The 21,987-nt window shown below is 56.7% G+C and carries 22 protein-coding genes and 1 tRNA gene; 6 read left to right on the top strand and 17 right to left on the bottom strand.

Translation table 11 applies throughout. The annotated features are described in order from the left end of the window. Window positions 1-2 precede the first annotated feature (2 nt). Window positions 3-1,586 carry a proteasome ATPase gene (gene arc / locus Q0X47_RS00170; RefSeq protein WP_297721256.1) on the bottom strand — a complete coding sequence of 528 codons (1,584 nt, stop codon included), beginning with the start codon at window positions 1,584-1,586 and terminating at the stop codon, window positions 3-5. After that, window positions 1,579-2,634 carry a tRNA (adenine-N1)-methyltransferase gene (locus Q0X47_RS00165; protein WP_297721254.1) on the bottom strand — a complete coding sequence of 352 codons (1,056 nt, stop codon included), beginning with the start codon at window positions 2,632-2,634 and terminating at the stop codon, window positions 1,579-1,581. The genes arc and Q0X47_RS00165 overlap by 8 nt, the downstream gene beginning before the upstream one ends. 90 nt (window positions 2,635-2,724) lie before the next feature. Between Q0X47_RS00165 and Q0X47_RS00160 the strand changes: the two genes are divergently transcribed. Continuing rightward, entirely contained in the window at window positions 2,725-3,582 is an 858-nt protein-coding gene (locus Q0X47_RS00160; RefSeq protein ID WP_297721251.1) for a PD-(D/E)XK nuclease family protein, read from the top strand. Window positions 3,583-3,618: 36 nt separating this feature from the next. After that, a complete protein-coding gene (locus tag Q0X47_RS00155) occupies window positions 3,619-4,626 on the top strand; it encodes an aldo/keto reductase (RefSeq protein WP_297721249.1) in 1,008 nt (335 codons plus the stop codon). Between the two features lie 62 nt (window positions 4,627-4,688). Here the strand turns inward: Q0X47_RS00155 and Q0X47_RS00150 are convergent, their stop codons facing one another. The 7 genes from Q0X47_RS00150 to Q0X47_RS00125 form a co-directional block, all read right to left on the bottom strand. Then, the gene (locus Q0X47_RS00150; RefSeq protein ID WP_297721246.1) at window positions 4,689-5,027 is read right to left on the bottom strand and encodes a DNA primase; all 339 of its coding nucleotides are present in this window, start codon (window positions 5,025-5,027) and stop codon (window positions 4,689-4,691) included. A gap of 157 nt (window positions 5,028-5,184) precedes the next feature. Then, a complete protein-coding gene (locus Q0X47_RS00145) occupies window positions 5,185-6,279 on the bottom strand; it encodes an FAD-dependent oxidoreductase (RefSeq protein ID WP_297721243.1) in 1,095 nt (364 codons plus the stop codon). Between the two features lie 126 nt (window positions 6,280-6,405). Continuing rightward, window positions 6,406-6,894 carry a phosphoribosyl-ATP diphosphatase gene (locus tag Q0X47_RS08660; protein ID WP_367178262.1) on the bottom strand — a complete coding sequence of 163 codons (489 nt, stop codon included), beginning with the start codon at window positions 6,892-6,894 and terminating at the stop codon, window positions 6,406-6,408. 16 nt (window positions 6,895-6,910) lie between these two features. Continuing rightward, complete coding sequence (locus tag Q0X47_RS08655; RefSeq protein ID WP_367178261.1) at window positions 6,911-7,594, bottom strand: GNAT family N-acetyltransferase; 684 nt, start codon at window positions 7,592-7,594, stop codon at window positions 6,911-6,913. A gap of 49 nt (window positions 7,595-7,643) precedes the next feature. Then, window positions 7,644-7,728, bottom strand: a tRNA-Leu gene (locus tag Q0X47_RS00135). Between the two features lie 130 nt (window positions 7,729-7,858). After that, on the bottom strand, window positions 7,859-8,221 hold the full coding sequence (locus Q0X47_RS00130; protein WP_297721240.1) for a hypothetical protein: 363 nt from the start codon (window positions 8,219-8,221) through the stop codon (window positions 7,859-7,861). Between the two features lie 86 nt (window positions 8,222-8,307). Beyond that, entirely contained in the window at window positions 8,308-11,274 is a 2,967-nt protein-coding gene (locus Q0X47_RS00125; RefSeq protein WP_297721237.1) for a DEAD/DEAH box helicase, read from the bottom strand. Between the two features lie 71 nt (window positions 11,275-11,345). Here Q0X47_RS00125 and Q0X47_RS00120 point away from each other — a divergent pair, with 71 nt between their 5' ends. From Q0X47_RS00120 to Q0X47_RS00105, 4 genes are all read left to right on the top strand, one after another. After that, window positions 11,346-11,810 carry a tRNA (cytidine(34)-2'-O)-methyltransferase gene (locus Q0X47_RS00120; RefSeq protein ID WP_282921534.1) on the top strand — a complete coding sequence of 155 codons (465 nt, stop codon included), beginning with the start codon at window positions 11,346-11,348 and terminating at the stop codon, window positions 11,808-11,810. Between the two features lie 103 nt (window positions 11,811-11,913). After that, window positions 11,914-13,020, top strand: a complete 1,107-nt coding sequence (locus tag Q0X47_RS00115) for a DNA adenine methylase (protein ID WP_297721233.1) — start codon at window positions 11,914-11,916, stop codon at window positions 13,018-13,020. Window positions 13,021-13,150: 130 nt separating this feature from the next. Beyond that, on the top strand, window positions 13,151-14,326 hold the full coding sequence (locus Q0X47_RS00110; protein WP_297721231.1) for an ImmA/IrrE family metallo-endopeptidase: 1,176 nt from the start codon (window positions 13,151-13,153) through the stop codon (window positions 14,324-14,326). Then, complete coding sequence (locus Q0X47_RS00105) at window positions 14,323-14,808, top strand: DUF4411 family protein (protein ID WP_297721227.1); 486 nt, start codon at window positions 14,323-14,325, stop codon at window positions 14,806-14,808. The genes Q0X47_RS00110 and Q0X47_RS00105 overlap by 4 nt, the downstream gene beginning before the upstream one ends. 124 nt (window positions 14,809-14,932) lie before the next feature. Here the strand turns inward: Q0X47_RS00105 and Q0X47_RS00100 are convergent, their stop codons facing one another. From Q0X47_RS00100 to Q0X47_RS00065, 8 genes are all read right to left on the bottom strand, one after another. Beyond that, entirely contained in the window at window positions 14,933-16,027 is a 1,095-nt protein-coding gene (locus tag Q0X47_RS00100; RefSeq protein WP_297721224.1) for a hypothetical protein, read from the bottom strand. Next, the gene (locus tag Q0X47_RS00095) at window positions 16,024-16,629 is read right to left on the bottom strand and encodes an ATP-binding cassette domain-containing protein (protein WP_297721221.1); all 606 of its coding nucleotides are present in this window, start codon (window positions 16,627-16,629) and stop codon (window positions 16,024-16,026) included. Before Q0X47_RS00095 ends, Q0X47_RS00100 begins: the two co-directional genes overlap by 4 nt. Then, window positions 16,617-17,669, bottom strand: a complete 1,053-nt coding sequence (locus Q0X47_RS00090; RefSeq protein ID WP_297721218.1) for a hypothetical protein — start codon at window positions 17,667-17,669, stop codon at window positions 16,617-16,619. The genes Q0X47_RS00095 and Q0X47_RS00090 overlap by 13 nt, the downstream gene beginning before the upstream one ends. A gap of 63 nt (window positions 17,670-17,732) precedes the next feature. After that, complete coding sequence (locus tag Q0X47_RS00085) at window positions 17,733-18,404, bottom strand: hypothetical protein (RefSeq protein ID WP_297721215.1); 672 nt, start codon at window positions 18,402-18,404, stop codon at window positions 17,733-17,735. 23 nt (window positions 18,405-18,427) lie between these two features. Continuing rightward, window positions 18,428-18,790, bottom strand: a complete 363-nt coding sequence (locus Q0X47_RS00080; protein WP_297721212.1) for a hypothetical protein — start codon at window positions 18,788-18,790, stop codon at window positions 18,428-18,430. Window positions 18,791-18,915: 125 nt separating this feature from the next. Next, window positions 18,916-19,407, bottom strand: a complete 492-nt coding sequence (rraA, locus tag Q0X47_RS00075; RefSeq protein ID WP_297721209.1) for a ribonuclease E activity regulator RraA — start codon at window positions 19,405-19,407, stop codon at window positions 18,916-18,918. 99 nt (window positions 19,408-19,506) lie between these two features. Next, on the bottom strand, window positions 19,507-20,274 hold the full coding sequence (locus tag Q0X47_RS00070; protein WP_297721206.1) for an ABC transporter ATP-binding protein: 768 nt from the start codon (window positions 20,272-20,274) through the stop codon (window positions 19,507-19,509). Window positions 20,275-20,278: 4 nt separating this feature from the next. Further along, complete coding sequence (locus tag Q0X47_RS00065) at window positions 20,279-21,982, bottom strand: iron ABC transporter permease (RefSeq protein ID WP_297721203.1); 1,704 nt, start codon at window positions 21,980-21,982, stop codon at window positions 20,279-20,281. Window positions 21,983-21,987 lie beyond the last annotated feature (5 nt).

The following is a 21,987-nucleotide window of genomic DNA, read 5'->3' as shown; positions in this document are numbered from 1 at the left end:
GACTAAGAATATGACGGGTCGCGGACTACCCCGCTGGCGATACAGTTGATTCCCAAATCTCGCGCCAGAGCCTCCGGGGGCAGCAGCGCCGTGAGCGCCGCGGTCTGCGCGATAGTGTCGGAAAGCGCGGCGTTGAGATCCTCCAGGCGAACCCCGCGGCCCTCGCCGTTCAGTTCGCGGCCGATGGCCAGATTTTTGGCTTGGTTCGCAATCGAAACCAGTAAAGCCCCGGAAATCATGTCGTTAAAGAACACTTTGCGCTCTTGCTCTTTGCCCCCCACCTCAACGTAGCGCAGGGTACACAGATACGTGGCTGGTTCCTGGACGAACAGGCGATTGACCGCGGCTTCCACCAGGTTTACGGCAAAAATTGTCGCTCCCCCGGCAGCGTTCATCTGCGCTTCATCGAAAGGGGTCGCCGGACTGAGATGGTGTGACAAAATGCCGCGTGCAGCTGACGCATCGGGACGTCCCACGCGAATTTTAACGTCGAAACGGCCGGGGCGCAGCAGCGCCGGGTCAATCATGTCCTCCCGGTTCGAAGCGCCGATGACAATGACATCGCGCAGTTCGTCCAAACCGTCCATCTCGGTTAACAGCTGAGGTACCAGCATATTTTCCACGTCGGAGGAAATACCGGAACCGCGGGTGCGGAACAGGGCTTCCATCTCATCAAAGAACACCACCACGGGGTGAGTACCTGCCGCCAGTTCCCGGGCGCGGTCAAAAATGGCGCGAATTTGCCGTTCGGTTTCCCCCACGAACTTGCTCAGCAGTTCGGGACCTTTCACGGAAAGGAACACGCTGGGTTGATCGTATTGCACTGCCAGAGACGTGGCTACGGCCTTAGCCAGCATGGTTTTGCCGCAGCCCGGAGGCCCGTACAGTAAAACACCTTTCGGTGCACACAGACCGTAGGAGGCGAACAAATCACGATGGGTGTAAGGCATCTCGACGGCGGCTCGGATATGGGCGATTTCCGTGTCCAGTCCCCCGATATCGTCATAGGTGACCTCCGGCACTTCAGGCTGCAGGGCCTGTTCCACGCCAGCGCTTTCCAGCAGTTCCAGTCCCCAGCCGGACCGGGGATCCATCAGCAGGGTGTCGCCGACTTTCAGGGTTTTCGCGAATCCGGGGCGCAGCCGCACCACAACTTCGGTGCCGCTGGACAGCCGCACGACCGCCCGGTCCATCTTCAGGTCACGAATGACCGCCACGCTGCCGGACAGGGCCCTGGTCGCGCTGCCCACCACCACCGGGGTGGCGTCTATCCACACGGCGTCCCCCGGCTGGAGCTGGTCCACCCCCGCGAATTCCTGTACCGCCAAGCGAACGTGTTTGCCGTCCCAAGCGACCTCGGCGAGCCGGGAGGGCTGGCTCGTGTCCCCGCCGGGGACAGTGTCGGTGGAAAACCCTTCAAAAATGGCTCGTGACAAGGGCGGTTGGCCGATTTGTCGCAGTTGGGAACGTAGGGACTCGAGTTGCGTTTTCGATTCTCGCAGGGCAGTTTTCAGGCGAGTGTTGTGTTCACCAACGGAGATGACCTCGTGTTTCAGCTCTTCGATATTCGTGTCGGAATCATTCATCGTTCTCCTCCTCAAGCCCGGCGCGGCGATTCGCCTGTTCCCGCTGGTAGGCAGACTTTTCGCGGGCGTCTCTGATAACGCGACGCAATTTTTGGTCCGAAATCGGCCGCGGAGCTTCGTAGTCAAGGTCCTCGTTTTCCCACAGGGCGTCGCGGGGGTCGAACTGACCAACCGCCTCTTCGCCGTGCCGAATGGAAGTTTCGCCGTCAGCCAGGCGGCGGGCCGTAAATATGAATCCGGTGTGGGCAATCATGCGGTGATCGGGTCGCACCGCCAAACCGTCAACGTGCCAGGGCCGGACCAGGGACTCCCAGGAGCGCAAAGCCGTAAAACCCCCGAAGTTTCGTAAGTCTTGCACCATTCGCGCCAGCTGCGTACTGGTAGTGAGATAGCAGGTCAGCACCCCGCCAGGCACCAGCACCCGATGAACCTGCTCCAGGTGTTCCCACGGTTTCAACATATCCAGCACCACGCGATCCACCGTCTGGTCCGCCACGCCCTCGTGCAGCCCCTCACTGAGATCGGCCAAGCGTAACTCCCAGTTGTCCACCTCCCCGCAGAACCACATTTCTACGTTGCAGCGCGCTACCTCAGCAAAATCTGGACGCAACTCAAAACTGGTGACGTGGCCGGAGGGCCCTACCGCCCCCAGCAAACTCATAGTCATCGCCCCGCTGCCCACCCCGGCTTCAACAACGTTCGCGCCGGGAAAAATATCGCCTTCCATCACGATTTGCGCGGCGTCTTTCGGATAGAGGATTTGTGCCCCGCGCGGCATGGACAGATGATAATCAACCAGCAGGGGACGCAGCGCGGTAAACCGGTGTTCGCCGCGCTCCGCGGGAACAATTGTGCCCTCCGGTTTCCCGATGATTTCCCGGTGATGCAGGGCTCCTTGATGGCATTGGAAATAGCCGTTTTCGCGCAGCAGGGTCGTATGCACCCGGCCTTTCTCATCGGTCAGTTGGACCCACTCTCCACTGCGAAAAGGGCCGCGGCGGCGCGCTGGACCGCCGGGAACGGATGGTTTTTCTTGAGATTGAGCCATAACCTTTATCTTAACCTATGGTTTTTCAACCCGACACAATCGGTTGGTAAACGGGAGGATTTTTGGAGACCAGGAGATTAGCCTGAAACTATGAGTGAATCGAATCCTGCCCCGACTTTTCGTCCCCCGGCGCTTTCGGCATCTTCGGCGAAACAATTTCAACAATGCCCCCTAAAGTGGCGTTTCAAGTATGTCGACAAACTCCCTGAGCCGCAAAGCCCCGCAGCCCTGCGCGGCAGTTTAGTACATAAGGTGCTGGAGGATATGTTTGATTTGCCGCCCGCCGACCGCCAAGCCCCCACGGTACGCGAAACCGTGGACAGCGCTTGGGAAAAGGTCACGGACGGAGCCTACAAACTTTCTGAAATCTTGGTCCAGACTTCCGAGGACGAATTGAAAGCTGCGGCCCGACAGCTTATTGATGCCTATTTTTCCCTGGAAGATCCGCGTCGCCTGCGTCCCAGCGGTCGGGAGCTGGGGGTGGAAACAGTATTATCCAGCGGTTTAAGGCTGCGCGGTTTCATTGACCGGGTGGAACAGGCAGACAACGGGGACGTGCGCATTATCGATTACAAAACCGGCAAGGCTCCCGATATGCGCTTTACCGGGGAATATGTCTTTCAGATGCGAATGTACGCCCTGCTGTACCGAGAACAATATCAGGTCACCCCCAAACGCACCCAGCTGCTGTTCTTGGGAGGTAACCCCCAGGTGTTAACGTTTGACCCCACCGACGCCGACGTGAGCGAATTTGAAATTGAACTCAACGATTTGTGGTCAAACATAGCCTCTCATCTGCGAGCGAAACGTTTTGAGACCCGGCAATCTCGACTCTGCGACTGGTGCTACTTTCAAAACCTGTGTCCCGCATTTGGCGGCACGCCACCCAACGTTGACCCGGCGATGCTAGAAAAAATTGCGGAAATCGGCCCTGCCGCCGCGGGCTAGTCAGTTCGGGACCCTTCCTCGGTTAGGCTGGAAACCATGGAAATGCGTCGTCTGGGAAATACCGGTATGCGGGTTTCAGCCTTGGGACTGGGAACTCTGACCTGGGGTCGAGATACTTTAGAGTCCGAAGCGGCCGCTCAACTGGAGGCTTTTGTCGAGGCCGGAGGGAACTTGGTTGATACGTCCCCGACTTACGGTGACGGCCAGGCCGAACAGGTGCTGGGGCGTCTGTTGGGGCACTCCACTTCGACCGCAACGGATTCTGCCAGCGCGGACTCGTCTGGTTTTACCCGTGAGGACTTGGTCATTGTGTCAAAAGCGGGGGTTTCGCGGCGTCACGATGAATCTTTCGTAGACGCCTCGCGCCGCAACCTGTTAAGCAGCCTAGACCACACCTTGGCTAACTTGGGCACCGAATATGTGGACTTGTGGCTGATTCAGGTTCCCGATCCGCATACCGACTTTGACTTGGTGCTGGGCGCGTTGTGGTCGGCTTGGTCGAGCGGAAAAGCGCGGTACGTCGGGTTGTCTAATCATGCGGGTTGGCAGTGTGCCTACGCGGCGGCGCGCCTGCGGGAAGGTACCGTCAACGTGCCGGGCTTAGCGGCGGTAGAAAATGAATACTCGTTGTTGAATCGCCAGGCAGAAGCCGAAGTTTTGCCCGCCGCCCAGTCGTTAGGATTCGGATTTTTGGGTTGGTCGGCGCTGGGACGCGGAGTTTTGACCGGTAAATATCGCAACTCGGTGCCGCCGGATTCCCGCGCCGCCTCCCTTCATCTGCAGGGTTTTGTACAGCCCTACCTGCAAGGACGTTACCGCAGCATTGTGGAATCGGTGGCGACCGCGGCCCAGGGCTTGGAAGTTTCCCCGCTGGCGGTTTCGCTTGCTTGGGCTTTGCAAAAGCCCGGTGTGTCCAGCGCTATCGTCGGTGCGCGCAGTGCCGAACAGTTCCACCAAATCTTGGGGGCGCTAGGTACGAAAGTGCCGCGTCAAGTTATGACGGCTCTGGACGAGGTTTCCGACCCGCGATTGCCGGTGGCCTAAGGGTTTGTGCACCCCGCTCCCGCAGTGGGACCTCTCAGATGCGACACCGGGGAAAGACGAAACTAGTCATCGTCGTGCAGGTCGAAGTTCTCTAAATCGCCCTCGTCGAGATAATCGTTATCGTCGTCATCATCGTCATCGTCGTCGAGGTCATCTAGGAAATCGTCGTCGTCATCATCGTCGTAGTCCTCGTCGTCGTCTTCCAGTATGTCAAAAGGCAGTTCGACTCCGGTGGCGGTAAACAGCGCGTCGTCATAGGTAAAGAAAGCATCGCGAAGTTTTTCTTCGGCATCGCTCAGAACCGGCGAATCGTCCAAATCACTATCCGCCGCAGACGCCACTTCCAGATGCCGCTGCAACGCGGCAATCAAATTATCTAACTCCGTACGAGGATCTTTCATAAGCTCAATTCTAATCGGCGTGACCCAAGCTCGCAGGGGAATTTTCACGAAACCAGCAAGCTCACCCCATCAATGCGAGCTAACCGACAACACCGCTGAATCGCCCTGGTGCGAACCCACCAGAAGCATCCGAATCGGTTGGGGGAACCAAAACAAACTAAGGCAGGTGCAGCTGACCTCTGACCATGGTCACCATCAGGTCAGTGCCTTTGATTTCCGAAGTTTCATCGGGACCCACGATTTGTGATTCTCCATTGGGACCGTTCAACTGGGACGCTCCCCCCTCGACACCCAAGGGCAAAACAATCCACATCTTGCCGGGAGTATAGGTGGTGGAGGGAGCTTTCCCGGCGATTTCCGCTTTAATATTTGCCACGACAACCCGCGCGTGCGCCCGAGCGGCGTCAGCCCGTTTAGACTCGTGAACATCGGTAATGTCGCCAACCGCGTAAACGTGATTCTGGCCCTTGACCCGCAGGCACTCATCCACCGTGACTTGTCCCTCACTGTTGAGGGAATCACCGTAGTTCGCCCGCAGATAGCCTGAAGCCGTTTGCGCGCCGTAGCACAAGAACCACATATCCGCGTCTATTCCCACTCCGGCCTGGGTCTCGACGTGGAAAGGCGCCAGCTCACCAATATCGGTCGGCGGCAGGTAAGCCAAAGGAGCACCCAAAACCAACTGCACCCCGGCCTGCTGCAGCTCCGCGGTCAAAACGCTACGCAAGTCTTCCGCATATTCGTTGGACCCCAAAATATGCGGGGAACGGTCCACCATAATAATTTCCATATCGGGGAAGTTCGTGAACAGCTCGCCGGCGAATTCGATAGCGACAGTACCCGCACCGACCAACATAACCCGCTTCGCTTGCGACAAATTATTCCGGGTTTCCTCCAGACGGCGTTTCGCCAACGAGGCCGTCGGGATATTGTGTTTCGCCGGATAAGGGTAGGTCGTGCCGGTGGCCAAAACTAGGTAGTCCGCTTCAATAGGGTCATGATTTGCCAGGTGAACGGTGGTTCCCTCGACGCGGGTCGCTTCCCCGTGCACGACCCTGCCGTGCTTTAAAAGGCGCGAATAGGGCATGAAAATGGTGTGGGTCCAAATATCATCTACCGCGGCACGCAAAGCCGCCGCGTGATGCACGAACTGGTCTTTTTGTTCCACCAAAGTCACTTCGGCGACATCGTCCAAACCGCCGGCCACGGTGATTCCCCCGTATCCGCCGCCGACTACAGTAACTCGAACCACACTACCTCCCGCTTCGGCTCCCCAAGGATAAAGAAATTTCAAACAAAACGTCTTAATCCTAACCTAATAGCCCGCTAGTGCACCGGTTTCGCGTCAGCTATTTCTGCCCGCCAGGCTTGGGCGTGTTTATAGTTCCGCGGCCAGCGGGACCCGCAAGGCTCGGGCGATATTCGGGGGGAAAAATCCCTCACCTTTCAAAACTTTTCCGTCTTCGCGATAAATTGGTTTCCCGTCCGGACCCAGCTTCGACATATTGGATGCCTGAACTTCCTGCAACACTGCCGGCAGGTTGATGCCCGCCTCCAGGGCCATGCCGTAAACAACATAGGTCAAATCCGCCAAAGCGTCAGCAACCTCGACCGTATCGCGCTCTCCTTCATCCAGCTCGCTGATTCCGTCCATGACCCCGCGCAGCGCCGCATAAGCTTTCTGACCGTACAAGGCGCGCACCAACTCGGAAGTTTCTTCTAAAATCAGCGACAAGCGCATATGCATCCGCTCATTTTCAATGTTCGGCCCGGTAGTCACCACCGGCAGACCGTACACCTGATGAAATTGTCGCACCAGGGCTTCGGGGTCGCGCGGGTCGGGGGCTGGCAGTGTTGTTTCACTCATTTAATGTGCTTCTTTCCTAGTCCGAGGCGTTTCCCCGGTTACCTTGCTGTAACAGTTTCATAAGGGCGCTCCACGAGGTCGCCGGTTCCAGCGGGTCCCCCGGCAACAGCGTCGCCACGGCACGGTCTTCGCGCTGCCCATGGTGCAAGCCAAGGCCGCGCAAGATGCCGCCAAAACGGAATCCACAACGCCAGGCGACGCGAATAGAGGCCAGGTTATCCGGGTGCGCTTCCAAGGTCACGCATTGGAAACCCAACAAGTTGAACGCGGTGGTGACCGCCAACTGCAAGGCCTCACGCATCAGCCCGCGCCCCCGCCACTCGGGCGCCATCCAGTACCCGACATTGGCGGTCTTTTCCAACCCGACCCGCAAAGAAATCGTGCCCGCCACGTGGGGAGCTTGGGATTCAAAAGCGCGGATAATCCAGCTGGCTCCCCCCTCGTCCCACAACTGAGGGCAAAGTTCGTTTAAAAAGTTATCCGCGTGTTCCGGGCCGAAAGGCACCGGAACCGTCGTAAATCGCTGGATCTCGGGATCTTGGCAAGCGGCCGCAACTTCGGGGGCGTCCGCAGCCCGCGGCACGTCCAAGGTCAGGTTGGTACCATGCACCGGAAAGGGCCGATGGGCCCCAATTCCCCCCTCGATGGCACTGGTGGAAACAGATTTTGCGATTCCGTGAACGAAAGGTGTTTCAGACATGAATCCTCCCGAACGAAAATACGACAAAGACCCGGAGTTCCGGGTCTTGTGCGAGGAAAGGGACTTGAACCCTCACGACCGCAATTGGTCACAAGCACCTCAAGCTTGCGCGTCTACCATTCCGCCACCCTCGCTGGTGCTAAAGGCAAATCAAATTTAGCGGGTTTAGGCGATATTCTCAAAACGAAGTCCGTAACGAAAACGTACCTGTGCGAAACTTGGCGAAAAACCCGAGGATTGCCGGCCCGCAAAACGAAACGAACCTCAATCAGCTTCGGCGAACTGCCAAATCTCGACCATGGAAGCGGTCGGGGTCAGGAAAAAGGCATTTTCATCCACATCGTCTTTGCCAGTCGCGCTGGCTTTCACCAGGACGTAACCGCTGGCCAGCTTGATACCAATCTGAGCCGGATCAGTGGCCGCTTCGGCAGAAAGAGTGCCGTCGGGACGCATGAACCGAACAGTTTTAGCCGAACCGCGCATGACTTCTGAGACCTCGGCGTTGCCCGAGTACACGCCAATCACAATCAGGCCCGAACCGACCAGTGGATCACCGCGTACCAGGGATTTAGCCCGCACGGCGGCGCGTTTGAAATAATTACGCCCTTCAACAATGTCATCGTTCACGGTATCATTCTTTCACGCCCGCATAGACAGCGCCTGAATTTGGGGAAAATTTACGCCGCACCGCCCTCGGAAATGTTGACCAATCCTCAGCTCAAAAGGCTGCGCAGCTGGTCAAGGCTGATTCCCGCGGATACTTCCCGGTTCTCTTGACCGGAGAGTACCGCCCCGATGAGGTCGCGTTTCTTTTCTTGCAGCTCCAAAACGCGCTGTTCGATAGTGTCGGCGGCGACCAGCCGATAGACATTCACGAACCGTTTTTGACCCAGCCGGTGCGCCCGGTCGACAGCTTGGGCCTCCGCCGCCGGATTCCACCACGGGTCGGTGAGAAACACGTAATCCGCCTCAGTGAGGTTCAAACCAAACCCACCGGCCTTCAACGAAATCAGGAACACGTCGACTTCCCCGTTTTGGAATCGTGCCACTTGCCGGTCGCGGTCGCGACTGGTGCCGTCCAGGTAGGCGTACTCAATCCCCGCCTGATCCAGCCTTTCCCGCAGTATCGCCAGGAAGGAAGTGAACTGAGAAAACACCAGCGCCTTGTGGCGCTGCCGTGCCGTCACGCTGCTATCGTCGCGCAGGCCCTCCAACGTTTGCAGCAGATACGTGACTTTCGCACCGTCCTCGTGCGCGTGATGGTCGATGAGCCGAGCGCTCAAAGCGAGTTGCCGCAGGCGGGTCAGCGCCGTAAGTATGTTGATGCGAGGAGAGTTAGCGTCCGCCGCCTGGGCTCGGGCCGCCGTCAAATACTTGGCGTACCAGGTTCGCTGCACCGGCTCCAGGTCGATAGAGACTATCTGTTCGATTTTTTCGGGCAGTTCCTGGGCAACGCTGTCTTTGGTGCGTCGCAGCAGGAACGGTGCCACCCGATCCGAAAGCTCAGCAGCCGCCTCGCTGCGATCGCTGAGCGTCTCGGCGGCAAAACGGCGCGTAAATACCGGCAAGCTGGGCAGCACCGTAGGAACTGTCAGGGACATAATTGACCACAAGTCGGTGGCGGTATTCTCGATAGGTGTGCCTGTCAGGGCAAAAGCCCACTTCGCGCGCAGACGCACCAAGGCTTTATGGGTGGCGGTGGAAGGGTTTTTCACGAACTGGGCTTCATCGAAAACTAGACCCGAGAAACTCTGGGTTTGCCAAAATTCTATGTCCATTCGCGCCAGCGTATAGGTGGTCAGCACCAGGTCGGCTTGCTGAACCTCGCGGGCGACCTGATCCCAGTCCGCGGCGGCTTTGCCCACGCTCGTCCTTTGGGTATATACCCGCAAGTCCGGGAACCACCGCGAGGCTTGCTCCTCCCAAGTTCCCATCAAACTGGCCGGGACCACCACGAACACTGCCGCTGCGGCGTCCGCGGGACTACCCGCCAACTGCAGCTTTTGCCCAGTAATGACCGCCAGCATCTGCATAGTCTTGCCCAAGCCCATGTCGTCAGCCAAGATGCCGCCCAAACCGGCCTCGGCCCGAGCCGTCATCCAACGGAAGCCATCCTCTTGATACCCACGCCAAGTGCCTTGTGCCAACGCGGGAGTCGATACTTCGGGCGGATTCACCAGCAGATTGACGGCGTGTTCCCAATCGCCGGAAAACTGGCGCGTTGCGGCCATCGCATCCAATGCCGAAATCAGCCCGAAATTAGAAATCCCGACCGTAAAATCAGCGCTGCCGGAAAAATCGTTGAGCCCCAAATCGGTGAACTCGCGAATCAAGCGTTTCAGCTGTTGATTTTTCGCTGCATACAAATCCACCCAGTTACCCTCGGGAGTTTGCCACCAGCGCTCCACCCGCCCCAGAGCCGCCAGAAACTCTTTCGTGTCCAAATCCTCTTGACCCAGGCGCAACCCCAGGTTCAGCCCGTAGCGCAGCCCCCAGCCACGCGGCTCACCCTCGGGAGGTTCGCCTAAATCCGACTCGAAGTCCAGGGCTGTGTCGTCAGACCGAAGCGTCCTTTGAATGGGAGAAACCGCCTGGTCAATCCGCAAGTCGAGCACGGGACCGTCAGAGAAAATCTGAATGTGTTGCAGTTCGGGGGAAATGTTGACTTCAGCGCGTTCGGAAACGTTGATGGTGTTGATAAACTCGCGAATCCGGTCCAACTCAAAAATGGGAAATTTTTTCGTAAAGAACGTCTGAATTTCGGATTCATTCCAGCCCCCCAGGGAGCCGACGCCCCGCATAGTTTCCTGAATTTCCAAATCGGGGGTGTCGGGGTCCAAAACCACTTCTACCGCTGCGGCAGCCGAGCGGCGGCGCACGGTCCAGCGGATTTCGACCAGTTTGGGGTTCATTTCGTTCAGTCGCAGCAATCCGCACAATCGGGGAGGACCAAAAACGTGTTCGTGGGTCAGATGCATCGAGTCGCGGGACAGCACTCCCAGCTCCCCCAGACGTTTGGCGTAGTTGGCCCAAAATTCGTTGGCTTGCGCAGCCGGGATCTCCCATCGAGCCTGAGCCGCAGCCAACGCGTTCAGTTCCTCGTTCACACCAGCTTTTAAGCCGGCGCATGCCACGAAACGCCCGTGCAAGGCGTCCAGTCGCGGCCCGAGAGTCTGGCAGACGGCCTCTGTGTTCTCGGGCGCTTCTGAGGGCTCGCCAGCACTAGCAGTTTCGGTGCCGGCCGCCACCGTCACCGAGCCACCCTCGTGCTGGGTAATGACCAAGACAGTTTGAGGGTCGGGAGCCACGGGACGCAACACGGTGGTGCGAGTAGTGTCAGAAAACACGCTAACTCCGCTGGTGATGCACTTTTCCAGGAGGTCCATCCCGGTGGAGTCCAGGTTGCTCAACTTTACGAGCTGGGCTCGGGCACTGTGTTCAAAAAGATGGCGCATCGCGGCGAGTTGCGTCGCGTTCAGTCCCTTGGTGACCGAGGCCCAGCGCGAGGTCAGATCACGCCAAGTGGCACGCTTTTCTGACCAGTCTCCGGACGGGTTGATACGCAGGGGAACCAAGGTTTCTCCCTCTATCTGGATTGCCAGAGGCTGGTTCGTAGCATCAACCTCGCCAGCGTTGAGCAAGCTGCCGAGCCCCCCGCGCCAATCCATTTCGTAAGCCATTCTGTCTATTTTACAGGTTTCAGCGCCGGATTTTCCGCTGCAGCGAAAAACCTCCCTAGAATAGGGACGTTATGTTGCACGTCATTTTCTTTCAACCTCGCATTGCCGGGAATACCGGTGCCGCTATTCGTTTGGCCGCCTGCACCGGCGCTACCCTACACGTGGTCGAGCCGACCGTGTTTGACCTGGATAACGACACCAAGCTGAAACGGGCGGGACTGGACTATCACGACCTGGCACACTTGGAGCGTCACCCCGATTTGGACGACTGCTTAGCGCACGTGCCCGGAAAACTTTATGCCTTTACCGGCCACACTGACATCCTGCTGCCCCAGATTCAGTTCCAGGACGGGGACGGTCTCATGTTTGGCCCCGAAGATACCGGGCTGCCGGTTGAAGTCATGGATGACCCGCGTGTCACCAGTCGGGTTCGGATTCCCATGCTGGAGGGGCGCCGCTCCTTGAACCTCTCTATTTCAGCGGCCATTGGGCTGTATTACGCCTGGGGTCAGCTCGGCTACACCGGCGGTATGTAGTTTCATTTTTCCTGGTCGCAAGTCTCGATTTCCCGTTTTTCCGTGTGCCTGCGCGGTTTTTCCCGTTTCCTCATGTTAATCTCGAGGAAAAGAGGGAGCACGTGTGATTAAGTACCTGGGTTCAAAACGCACTTTGGTGCCGGCATTGGCACAGATTGCGGACCTGTCGGGCGCACGCACCGCCCTTGACGCCTTTACCGGGACGACCCGGGTCGCACAGGCTTTCAAGGCCCTCGGAATTACCACGTCAGCCAACGATGTGGCCAGCTATTCGAGGGTACTCGCGGATTGCTATATCGCCACCGACAAACGTCAGATAAACGACCGCGAGCTACGAACTCTCTTGTGCGATCTAGAAGCCACCCCCGGCAACCCGGGATACTTTACGGAAACGTTTTGCGAAAAGTCTCGGTTCTTCCAACCGCGGAACGGAGCGCGTATTGACGCTATCCGCGATCGTATTGAGGCGGAGTTTGCCACCGACCCCCACTACCCTATCCTGCTGACCTCCCTGATGGAGGCGGCGGACCGGGTAGACTCCACGACCGGACTGCAGATGGCGTACCTGAAACAGTGGGCTCCGCGCTCGTACAATGACCTGGAACTGCGGGTGCCCGAGCTTTTGGACGGTACGGGCACCACCTACCAGCGCGACACGAACGCACTCATCGCCGACCCCGCGACCCCGCGTTTTGACCTGGTTTACCTCGATCCGCCCTATAACCAGCATCGTTACTTTACGAACTATCACATTTGGGAGACGCTGATTCGCTGGGATTGCCCCGAGGCTTACGGCGTGGCGCAAAAGCGGGTGGACGCCCGGGATTCTGCCACACATTCGGCGTATAACCGGAAACGCGAGATGCCCCAGGCTCTGCAAAGCCTGATTGCGCAGGTCGACACGGACACGCTGGTGCTGTCCTATAACAATGAATCTTGGATTGATTTTGACACCCTGTTTGACGCGGTGGCGGCTGGTTTTGAGGACTGCGTGGCGCTGGCTTTTGACTATAAACGCTACGTGGGTGCCCAAATCGGTATCTATAACCCGGAGGGAACCAAGGTCGGTAAAGTCACCCACCTGCGGAATCTGGAATACCTGTTCGTCGGCTGCAGCGCGCAGGTTGGCGCGCGTATCCGCGCCGCTTTCCACGTTCCCGATACCCCGGAAGCGCCCTCAGAACCGCGCCTGCTCGCCCAAGTTGGCTAGCTCCGGCGGGGTTTCTGTCAGTCTGCGTAATCGGGTGGAAACCCTGTACGCTGCGAAACGTTTTCTTATAAACTGTAGCAGTAAATGGGCATTAGTCTGCGGACGGTTCTAGGCAACAGGGGGGTGCGTCGTGAGTGTGCGGGTGAGTGTGCGGGTGAGTGTTTCCCCAGAATTGCTATTGTGGGCGGTAGAACGCAGTGGTAAATCCCTGCTCGACCTGACCGAGAGCATTCCCGGTCTGGGGAACTGGATTAGCAAAAAAACCAGCCCGACTCTCAAGCAATTACAGTCTTTTGCGGATAAAACCCACACGCCTGTTGGGATGCTGTTCTTGGACACTCCTCCGGCAGAAGTTCTGCCTATCCCGGATATGCGAACAGTGAAGAACCGGGATCTTACGCACTTAACAGCAGACTTGCTGGATACGATCTATGATTCCCAAGCTAAACAAGACTGGTACCGTGACTATGCGCTGGAAAACGGTGCAGAACCTCTCGATTTCGTCGCTTCCTGTAGTACAGGAACTCCTGTACAAGAAGCCGCAAAAAATGCTATAACGCTGTTGAAACTGCCCTTAACCCACCAAGAAGCCAGAAAATACGATGAGGCTTTTCGGGTCTTATGCCAAAGGGTTGAAGAGACCGGGATACTCGTCATAGTGAACGGGATAGTTCAACACAACACACACCGAATTCTAGACGTTGACGAATTCAGAGGATTCGCCCTGACAGATGCAATCACACCGCTAATATTCATCAACGGTCAAGATACCCGTGCTGGGAAAATTTTCACCCTCCTACACGAGTTTGGGCACATACTTCTGGGGCAAAGCGCACTAGACAACCCCACGCTTACCGATACGGGAAAATCCGATAAGAACGATACAGAACTGTGGTGTAACGAATTCGCGGCACACACCCTGATTCCCGATTCTCTCATCACAAACATAACCACAAGAGAACTCAACCAACAATTAGTCGATAACCTGGCTCGACAAACCTACACCAGCACGCTAACAGTACTGAACCGGCTTTACGGAGCGGGGCTATTATCCTGGGACAAATACACCACCTGGTATAAAAAAGAAGAAGAACAAGCATTAGAATACCTGCATAACTCGACCCCGGGCAGTGCAGGGGGAAACTTTTATAACATGCTCCCCTTGCGTGCCAGTAAAACCCTGACTCGCGCAATAATCACCAGCACTCTCGAAGGGCAAACCCTGTACACCGAAGCGTTAAGCATCCTCGGTATCAAAAATCCGGAAGCTATAGATCACCTCGCAAAACACTTGGAGGTGGCGTGAAATACCTGTTAGACACAAACATTTTTATCGAGTCCAAAAACCGCTATTATGGTTTCGACATAGCTCCCGGGTTCTGGGAGTGGCTAAATAGAGCCATGACCAACGGTGATATTAACAGTATTAAAAATGTTTATGACGAGCTGATGAACGGTAACGACAAAGATCTCCTTACCTGGATAAAATTCAGGAAAGGGTTTTTCCTGGACATTGACGAAAACACCTTGAAATATGTGAAAGACTTGAGTACCTGGGCTGGAGACCAACACTACAAGCAACATGCGATTAACACCTTCCGGCAAAGCGCTGACCTGTTCCTAGTTGCTTACGCTAAAGCGCATGGCTTTGTTGTAGTAACACTGGAAAAACCAGAACCAAACCGGAAAAGCCGCATAAAGATACCCGAAGCCTGCCAACACCTTAAAGTAGAATACTGCAACACTTTTGACATGATGCGTTCACTAAATGCCAAGCTGAAACTTTGACCTTTAGTCCTACGCCCTTAATGGCGCACTTTACATATTTTACGCGCGAAAAGGGTGTTAGGGTGTACAAATCACCAGGCCGCTGGCTTACTCTTTGGGGAGCAAAACGATTCCGTCTCATTGGTCAACGGTTCTTGAAGTAACGGAACAGGTGTGTTTCCTTGACTCTGTTAACCCCCAGCACCATGCCGAAAACGAAACCTGCGCTTCCCGCTAGGAAAGTCCTTAGCCCTGCCCCAAAACTGACCAAAGTGTCTGGGGCTGCGCCGAAAGCAGCGGCAAACCAGCCAAACGGCAGCCAGGTGATAAGGGAAAAAATCAGAACAATGCTAGTTTCGGCGAGACTTATTAGCAGCAATGTTAACCGGTCTAGTCCACAATGCAGGTTGGAAGACAACACTAAGCGGCGCGAAAATATCCAGACAAAACCAATCACGAAACCGGCAATAGCAGACAGACCAACCGCGAGTCTCAACAACGTGTCCCATGAATTCGCTGCGTTGAACTCCCGTCCAAGACTTGTGTTGAGTTGCTGTGGCGTAGGAATCTCGCCTCCTGCCCCGGTGGATTGGTTTATTTTTAGCGATGACAACAGCAAACTCGCGTCCTCAGGGCTTGCCGGCCAGGTCTCGATGAGGCACTGGCTAAAATCTTGTACGACCGCTACGGGCATAACGACCGCATATCCCAGATCACGGTTACGACCATCATCGGGGTAGGCAAATACCCCGGCTATAGAGAGTTTCTGCCCGTCGCGCAAAACCGTTTTTTCGCCGGGGCGCACCCCCAAAGTTTGTGCCAGAGTGTCAGTAATCCACACGCCGGGCTGATTCAGGAAAACCGCTCCGGGGGTGTTCGCCGACAACACGCGCCAAAAATCTGGGGTGGCTTCAAAAGTGGAAACTGCCCGCGATGGCATGGCTGCGAAATAAATGTCTTTACTCTCCCGCAAGGCACCCGCTGCCTGCACAGAACCAACGCCTTGGAGATTAACGCACCTCTGAGAATCCACCATCTCGTTCGCACGTATCACATAGGTAGAGGCTCCCGACTCACGAAACTGTGTCCCTGCTCGGGCCAACCCAGAGCCATAGCTACTGACAAAAACGGATCCCAATCCCACAATCGCTAAGAGTGCCAATGCGCTCAACAGTATGCTGCCTGCCCCTGTGCTGAAGTTGCGCCAGGCTTCGCGCCAGATTTCTGAGCCGCGCATCATTTTGCGAATTCCTTTAAGTTAATAACACGCTGTGCACTGCTGGCCGTATCCGGGTCGTGAGTGGCAATCACCACAATGGTGTTAGTTGAGGCAAGTGCCCCTAAGACAGCATTCACAGAGGCGGCTGTGTGAGTATCAAGTTGTGCGGTCGGCTCGTCCACTAGCAAAAGCGCTGGCTGAGAGGCGAAAGCACGAGCCAGCATCAGCCGGGTTGCTTGCCCGCCCGAGAGCGTTGCGTAGGGCTGAGTGGCTTGCTGGGACAGGTCGAAACGTTCCAATAGCTGGTAAGACAGCTTTTCCGCCTCTCGTCTTGACGCGCCGCCCGCCAATATCGGCAAGGACACGTGGTCAATAACGCTGCGCTTAGGTGAACCCAGCGGGTTTTGGAAAACCCACGAAATTTTCCCCTCTCCGTCCCGGGTAATTTCACCCTCCGTGGGTGATTCCCACCCGGCCAGTAGCGACAAGAGAGTCGATTTACCACATCCTGAAGGTCCGGTGATAGCAACCATTTCACCCGATTCGAGGGTGAAACTAAGGTTTTCAAAGAGATTCTCGGTGCCCTGGAAACGATGTGCCAAACCGGAAGCTACGAGGCGCATGGCGGCGCGTCCTTTCCCGGATTCACCCGCACCGTTTTCGGCAAGGTAGAGTCGCCAGAGCTTTTGCCTTGAGCCACCACAATGGTCTGACCGAGTTCAGAAGAAACAATCCGCACCCGGTAGGCTTTCTTTCCTGAAAGTACGCAGGCCGTGTCAGCATCTATACCGTAAAGAGCGGCGGCTGGAACCGAGATAGCCGAAAGCGGATCTTTTAACTCAGCCGTCACGTTGAGCTGCTGGCTCTCAGGGTTTTCTGACCAGGCTAGATAGCTAGAGGTAGCAGCAAAAGCTGCTAAGAAAGCACTATCTGTGATTTTCCCGTCAGGAGGAATTTCAACTTTTGCTTTACCCGCTACCGCCATGCGCACGGTGTCAGGAACGGGGTCCACCTTGAGCGCGGAGATCACATCACTAATGGCTGCCACCGAAGTTCCCGCCCCAATCTCAGTTCCGAGTTTAGACGGGCAGGCTTTCACCCCGACTTCCACGGCTGGAATCCAGATAAGACGCATTTTGGGCAATGATTGCGTATCACGCACACCGAGCTTGCTCCATAGTTGTTTCAGCGCCAAGCTCGTAGCTTGATTCCATTTTCCGCTCGGGGTGACTGGATAACCGAGTCTTTGCAGCTCAGCTTGGAGGGCATTGACATCAACGCCGTTGGTATCCGGTTGGAGGTCACGCCACAACGGCACCTCGGTGTGCAAAGCCAGCAATGGTTGTCCATCAAGCGAAATGAAACTGGTTCCAGACTTGATAGTGTCTCCAGGCGTGCAGGTATATGCCGTGATAGTGCCTGAACCATTGGCCGCCAGTTCGCCTCCTGATAGGAGCGTGGCCGTAACCGGCAGACGCTTGGGGTCAAGGAACTTAATTGTTGGTGTGGAAATCTCTTTAGAATCATCACTAACCAGACTCAGTCCGGGTGTTTTCACGGGTGCCAAAACGAAACCCAAACACGCCCCCAAGGCAAGAGCCAGCGTAACCGCCACTACAACCAGCCGCCAGGACACTTGACTTTTGTTATTACCCGTTTCCAACAGTTCTCCGCTCCTAGATTTATTCACCAATTGTGACACTCGAGGGCTGTTTATTGTGCAATTTCACCACTGCGGGTCAGCCTGGCAATGCGAAATCTCCGGGTCGTCACCGTTGAACTCACGCCCGCCAGGAAGAACAATAGTGGGCACCTCCGAGTTTGCAATCTTCTCGTTGATTTTCGCGTTTTGAGCTTCAAGACACTGATAATAATCCTGCGCATTCTTATCGCATTGATAACCTGTAGAATAAGTCGGTAAATCAGCCTGCAGGGTTTTCAAGTCTTTGCCGGTGAAATCTTTGGGAACCAAATCATGGCGCACAAAACAAGCCGCCAACACATCATCCAGGTCCTCGTTCTGCGGGTTTTCACGCATCCGATCATACAAACTCAATACGTCTCGAGTGTCCACGGAGCATTTATCTTCCACCTGCAGCGGAACGTCACCAACAGTGGCTACCTGCTTAATTCCGTACTGGTCTGTACTTACCTGCGCCTCATAACCGTTTTCACTAAGACAACTTATATATTTACTGCGGGCTTCCTCGGCTTCCTCATCACTGATGTTTCCGTCCGCCAGAACATTCTTTACAAAAGTCGAGGAATTCCCGTCAAGTAGTTGAGCAATTTCAGCTGAGTAGGCGCCCTCTGTCTCATTATCGTGACTGGCACAACCCGCGAGGAGGACACAGGCGGAAAACAAAACGAGGATACTTGTCTCAAGTTTCCGCACCATCGCAGTTACACCTCTAGAGCTGACTAATTGAATTGTAAAATACCAGAACCACCATCGAGAGTTCCCTGGGGTCGTACGGCAATACTCACCGCCCCTGGGCTTCCAACCCAGTTGCCATTCACATAGTAGAGACGAGGGTTATTGTCATTTAAATAGTACGGTTTCTTAGCTTTCAGCATCTTACCTGAGCTACAGCTGTTTACCTTCACTCCAAAACCCATACTGTCGTTCCTGATTACCGTAAAGGTACATCCCGCCGATTGTGTAGAGTTGCCGAGGAATTCGTCATTGGAAAAGTCTGTTTCCGATGCATAGCCCAACTGGGCGGGCAACGAAATGGTTAGAGCCAGCATTGCCATTGGAATGAGTTTTGCTACGTGTGACATCTTCGTCTCCTTTCACGAATTTACCCTATCATACATCTGAGTCTACCCCGTGTCAACGAACCGGCGTACCTTAGGTATTTTGAGCGCGATAGGGGGTTTGGGCTACAGATCACCAGGGCGCTGGCTTACTCTTTGGGTAGCAAAACGATTCCGTCCATGTCGGCGTGCAAGATGTCTCCGGGGCGCCACGTGATGCCCCCGAAGTTTAGCTCCACATCGGTTTCACCCACGCTGTCTTTGGCGGATTTGCGAGGAGTAGTGCCCAGCGCTTTCATGCCCAGGGCCAGACCGCGAATCGTTGCCGAGTCACGAATCGCCCCGTTGATGACGACCCCAGCCCAACCGTTCTTTACCGCGGCACCCGCAATCATGTCGCCGCACAAGGCCGTGTGCAGGTCGCCCTCTCCGTCAACGACCAGGACCCGACCCTCCCCCGGTGAGTTCAGCGTGGCTTTCACCAGGCCGTTATCCAGGTGGCAGTGGATTGTTGTAATCTGGCCGGCGAAAGCCTTGTGCCCGCCAAAGTTAGCCATCTGAATATCGCAAACCCGCAGCTTGTCACCGTATTCGTCATACAAATCCGTGGTTGCGAGGGGGGCTATCATGTTTTGTTTCATTATCGTTTCCTTTCCGAAACACCACTGCATACCGCAAGAATGGTACGAATACACCGGTCTCGGGGCGCTGGCGTCACCAGTCTAACGAATTTCTCGAACTTACCGAGGGGGAAAGTCTACCCCCAGGAATTTGGCGACTTCACGGGTCTCCGGGTGGGCTTTTAGCTCCTCCAACGTGCCGGTCTGACGCACCACCCCATCGAGCATGATCCCCACCCGATCCGCCACCAGGGCGGCCTCCGCCTGATCGTGGGTCACGTAAACGGCGGTGATGTGGCTGCGTTTCACAATGTCGCGGATTTCGGCGGCTAACTCGTACTTCAACTGTTCGTCAAGGGCGGAAAGCGGCTCATCGAGTAGCAGCAGTTTTGGCCTGGCCGCCAAGGCGCGAGCGAGAGCGACACGCCCGGCCTGCCCTCCCGAAAGCGTGTCAACACGGCGCTTTTCCATGCCCTCTAACCGCACCAGCTGCAGCATCTCGGCGACCGTGGCGGCTATTTCAGTTTTGCTAAGGCGCGGTCGGCGCAGTTCCAGGGCGTAGCCGACGTTGCGTTCCACGTTGCGGTTGGCAAACAGCTGGCCGTCTTGGAACAGCATCGCGAATCCGCGCCGATGGGTGGGAATGGGCTCCTGGTTGACGCCGTCCCAGGTCAGGGTGCCAGAATCCGCCGGCAGCAATCCCGCCACAACCTGTAGCAGGGTTGATTTCCCGCACCCCGACGGACCCAGCAGCACCATAATTTCGCCCTTACCCACGTCCAGGTTCACGTCCTGCAAGATGGGTACGGGAGCCTCACCGCGTCGGTTTGGCGGGTAGGAAAAGGTCACTTGCCGCAGGCACAAGCCCGGGTGGGCAGTATCGTTCACGTGTTTATTCTCCCTTCGAGGACAGTTTAAGTCGCCGCCGCGGGTCTCGCGTCAACAGGGTAAAACCGTTTTCTGCCACGAACATGACTAACGCACAAGTTAGCGCCAGCACCACGCTCGCGGCGGCGCTCGCCCCTTGTGCCTGAGCGGACGGACGGGAACTCAAAGCAAAAATCGCCACCGGCAGTGTCGGCTCCAGCGGCCTGGCCAGGAAGCTGGTCGCCCCGAACTCCCCCAGAGAAATCGCGAAAGCGAAACCAGCCCCGACCCCGCTGACCCGCGCCAAAACGGGCAGCTCCACCGTGACGAAAGACTGCAGACGATTGGCCCCCAAAGTCGCGGCCGCCTCCCGCAGGTGCGGATTGATGGCCCGCAAGGTCGGCAGGACCGAACGCAACACCAGCGGCACCGCCACCACCGCTTGTGCGGCCGCCAGAAACGCCGCGTTAGCGGGCAGAGAAAGCGGCGGAGCCTGCAAAGTTATCAGCATTCCGAAACCCACCGTAACCGCGCTAACGCCTTGGGGAGAGGAAAATAGCATATCGAACAGTTCCTGCGCCCCGCGCCACCGCGAGTTCGGCGGCACTCGGCGGGACACGACCAGCGCCACTGACAACCCCATGACCAGGGAAATCACACAGGAGAGCAACGCCACCTGCAGGGAATATCCCCACGCTGCCCAGGCTGTGCCCGGCAGCTGCGCCACGATTCCCGGCTGGCCCAACGCCCGATAGTTCGCCAGCGTCCAGCGACCCGCCAAACGCAGCGAAGCCACCACCATGAAAATCAGCGGCACCGCCACCAACAAAATCCCAAAACCGGTCAAGACCAGCGCGAAAGCGTCCTCGCGGCGCACCCGCCGGGGAGGGACTGTGCGCAACGCCCCCGCACGTTCAAAACGCGCCCGCGCCACACCATTAATACCTAGAGCCGCCAACACGATGAGGATCTGCAGGATAGACAAAACCGCGGCTCCTGAAAGATTGAGGTAACTGGCGGTTTCGAGGTAAATCTCGACTTCCAAAGTCGTGATTTTTACCCCACCCAGCACCCGAATCAGGCCGTAAGACGTGATGCAATACAGGAACACCAGGGAAGCCGCGGCAAAAATCGCCGGACCCAGCCGGGGCAGGGTCACGCTCAAAAACGCCCGAGCCGGACTGGCCCCGAGCGCCCGCGCGGCTTGTGCGGGACGCGGATCCAAACGCATCCAGGCGTTACCAACAATCCTCGCGACCAGGGAAAAGTTAAAAAACACCATCGCCAAGATAATCGCGGCACGGCTCTCGGACAGACCCAGGAAACCCAAAGGGGCACCCGGCCCCAATAAATTCTGGAACGCCACCCCGACCACTACCGATGGCAACACGAAAGGCACCCCGGTGAGGGTGCGCCACACTCGACGTCCCGGAATCCGTAGCCCGTAAAGCACCCAAGCCCCGGCCACACCCAGGAAAACTGAGAATATGGTCCCCAGCAACCCCATCTCCAGGGTCCAAAACAGGGTCGTCCAGGTCCGGGTTCGACCGAGCATTTCGCGCAAAGCCCCGCCGAAGCCGGCACTCCCGCCGGAACTCAAACCAGTCGCCGTACCGCTCAGCCCCAGGCCGATAATCCGCAGGGTCGGCCACAGAAAAAACAGCCCCAGGAAGGCCAGCGGCAGGAAAACCATCACCGCTAGAGCCACCCTGGGGGCTGTCTTTTCCATTTATC

Source organism: uncultured Mobiluncus sp. (assembly GCF_947254095.1).
In the GTDB taxonomy this organism is placed as follows: domain Bacteria; phylum Actinomycetota; class Actinomycetes; order Actinomycetales; family Actinomycetaceae; genus Mobiluncus.
The sequence above is the reverse complement of the archived record's forward strand: the minus strand, read 5'-3'. Positions and strand labels throughout refer to the sequence as shown.

Excerpts from the sequence above, each read along its gene's own strand:
- arc (WP_297721256.1), bottom strand. The coding sequence starts at position 1,586 with ATGAATGATTCCGACACGAATATCGAAGAGCTGAAACACGAGGTCATC.
- Q0X47_RS00165 (WP_297721254.1), bottom strand. The coding sequence starts at position 2,634 with ATGGCTCAATCTCAAGAAAAACCATCCGTTCCCGGCGGTCCAGCGCGC.
- Q0X47_RS00160 (WP_297721251.1), top strand. The coding sequence starts at position 2,725 with ATGAGTGAATCGAATCCTGCCCCGACTTTTCGTCCCCCGGCGCTTTCG.
- Q0X47_RS00155 (WP_297721249.1), top strand. The coding sequence starts at position 3,619 with ATGGAAATGCGTCGTCTGGGAAATACCGGTATGCGGGTTTCAGCCTTG.
- Q0X47_RS00150 (WP_297721246.1), bottom strand. The coding sequence starts at position 5,027 with ATGAAAGATCCTCGTACGGAGTTAGATAATTTGATTGCCGCGTTGCAG.
- Q0X47_RS08660 (WP_367178262.1), bottom strand. The coding sequence starts at position 6,894 with ATGAGTGAAACAACACTGCCAGCCCCCGACCCGCGCGACCCCGAAGCC.
- Q0X47_RS08655 (WP_367178261.1), bottom strand. The coding sequence starts at position 7,594 with ATGTCTGAAACACCTTTCGTTCACGGAATCGCAAAATCTGTTTCCACC.
- Q0X47_RS00125 (WP_297721237.1), bottom strand. The coding sequence starts at position 11,274 with ATGGCTTACGAAATGGATTGGCGCGGGGGGCTCGGCAGCTTGCTCAAC.
- Q0X47_RS00120 (WP_282921534.1), top strand. The coding sequence starts at position 11,346 with ATGTTGCACGTCATTTTCTTTCAACCTCGCATTGCCGGGAATACCGGT.
- Q0X47_RS00100 (WP_297721224.1), bottom strand. The coding sequence starts at position 16,027 with ATGATGCGCGGCTCAGAAATCTGGCGCGAAGCCTGGCGCAACTTCAGC.
- Q0X47_RS00095 (WP_297721221.1), bottom strand. The coding sequence starts at position 16,629 with ATGCGCCTCGTAGCTTCCGGTTTGGCACATCGTTTCCAGGGCACCGAG.
- Q0X47_RS00085 (WP_297721215.1), bottom strand. The coding sequence starts at position 18,404 with ATGGTGCGGAAACTTGAGACAAGTATCCTCGTTTTGTTTTCCGCCTGT.
- Q0X47_RS00080 (WP_297721212.1), bottom strand. The coding sequence starts at position 18,790 with ATGTCACACGTAGCAAAACTCATTCCAATGGCAATGCTGGCTCTAACC.
- rraA (WP_297721209.1), bottom strand. The coding sequence starts at position 19,407 with ATGAAACAAAACATGATAGCCCCCCTCGCAACCACGGATTTGTATGAC.
- Q0X47_RS00065 (WP_297721203.1), bottom strand. The coding sequence starts at position 21,982 with ATGGAAAAGACAGCCCCCAGGGTGGCTCTAGCGGTGATGGTTTTCCTG.